General features: G+C 35.3%; 1 protein-coding gene. It reads left to right on the forward strand.

The annotated features are described in order from the left end of the window. Positions 1–863: 863 nt before the first annotated feature. Entirely contained in the window at positions 864–1,781 is a 918-nt protein-coding gene (locus C200_RS13780; RefSeq protein WP_016212197.1) for a hypothetical protein, read from the forward strand. The last annotated feature ends 284 nt before the right edge of the window (positions 1,782–2,065 follow it).

Here is a 2,065-nt window from a genome sequence, read left to right on the forward strand (position 1 = left end):
TCCATGGCTCGCAGCGATAGTGATAAATCTCTCGCCTAGCAGACCTATGTATGCTTGTATGAGTTAGAAACTATTTAAATAGGTCAGTGTAAATATTTACGCAACTAATTTACACTCAATATTTAGCATATAAAGCAATGCATTTGTTAAGAAGCAGAAAAACCGTATAAACGGTGTAAATTAGATTAGTCGCTATTTAACTTTAATGGAACACCCCAGAAAAAACACCTGACTTACATATAAATACAATTTTTTAATTTAAATAAATTTAGATTTTTTAAATTAAATTTAACATGGTAAAAATCAAACATATTATTTATACTAATCATTAAGATTGCCATTAATACTCTTTAATAATTATTTAATTTTAATAATATATTACTTAAATTTTATTTAAAAATAAAAGTTTATCTGGAATATTACAATATACCAATTAATTTATTATTAACAATAAAATCAATAAATACATTCATTTATTCATTTGTTTTCATTGACATAAAAACAATTACAATAAAATAGCGATTTCGACACAATTTTATAAAATAAATGACGGTATTATTATTATAGTGACATAGACAGTAATTTGTTTAAGTTAAGCATTCGCTTTATTAATTAGCAGATAGTTTCTATATAAAAATAGAGATAAACTCTAAATACACTATTAATGTTTGTGATGATTTTCAGTTTAAATTATCAACATTAATTTAATTCTATTAGTAAATATGCTCAAGATATTGAAGTATCGCCATATGCTATTAAATTGTAATTTATTATCTTACCTCTTGTATTAATTAATATTAATTTCAAGATATATCCATATTTCATCTAAAACTTATCAATATATTTACACTTTGGAGTTATATATGCCTAAATATACATTTGTTCCATTTGAAGGTGAAAATAAATCAATGCCAACTCTTGCTCGTCGCTGGCGCCGTGGACAGTATACAATAAAAGAGGGGGGGCGCCGGAGTGACTGGCCTAAGGTGCGTACATATGATAAAACTTCTGATCAACTATCCGATATTGGCCCAGGTGATAAATTATATATTTATGCTCATGGGCTGATAGGTACTGGGCAAGTGCGCAGTACCCGGCATAAAGTAGCAGAGTCCGAGTATCTCACACCTGAAGAATTGGCCGATCGGCTTATTACAAGCGGTTTAAGACGAGATAGTCCACAAATTAACTTATTTATGTGCGAGAGTGGTCGTACTTACATTGGTAAAGGGCATCCTGAATTAGAGGGAACGTCAATTGCGGGAAGGTTTGCCGCCAGGCTTTCACAACAAGGCTTTCGTAATGTAACCGTAATCGGTTATACCCAACCATTACAGCCAGCCATAGGTCCTGCAGTAACATTAGCTGGAACTACTAAGCTTTGCTCAAGATACAAAGAGATACGCAGGACAGTTGATGATTCAGAGTTAGTCGGACCTTTGAGAAGAGCAAAAGAGGTACAAAGAAGATACACCATCGACGGGGATGGCCATGTAATGGACTCTAGCACAGGTGAGTACTCATATAGAAATAATGGACCCATCAGATTGCCACGACACTTGTTTAGTCGCACTTTTGCTAGTAGTCCAGCCAGCTCTAGCCTTTATGACAGTGCGCTTAGAGCAGTTAAAACACCATTAGAAGAACAAATTGATAAAACACCAGAGCCAACTACATCATCAACATTGATCTTTGATCATGTTGCAGCCAGTGATTCTGGCCTTTATGACAGTGCACTTAGAGCAGTTCAAACACCATTAGAAGAGCAAATTGAAATGTAAATGGATGTAACCCCTTGCCCACGGAGAGGGCCTAATGTTGCAATTGGATAAATAATACGACCAGTATAACCCTTTAAACGTAAGCGTCGCTACCTCGGTAGGTATTTTGCACATCCAATGATGCAAAATCGCCGAGCAAAACGCGACGACTATAAACCCTCGGCTGTCCGCGTCACACAGCGTTACGTGCCTTGAATCGGCACACTCCACTACTGTGCTCTCACATGACTCTACGGTTCGTATAGATTTTTAGACACTCGTTACGCTTGCTACAGACCTAACGG

This window comes from Piscirickettsia salmonis LF-89 = ATCC VR-1361 (assembly GCF_000297215.2).
In the GTDB taxonomy this organism is placed as follows: domain Bacteria; phylum Pseudomonadota; class Gammaproteobacteria; order Piscirickettsiales; family Piscirickettsiaceae; genus Piscirickettsia; species Piscirickettsia salmonis.

Excerpts from the sequence above, each read along its gene's own strand:
- C200_RS13780 (WP_016212197.1), top strand. The coding sequence starts at position 864 with ATGCCTAAATATACATTTGTTCCATTTGAAGGTGAAAATAAATCAATG.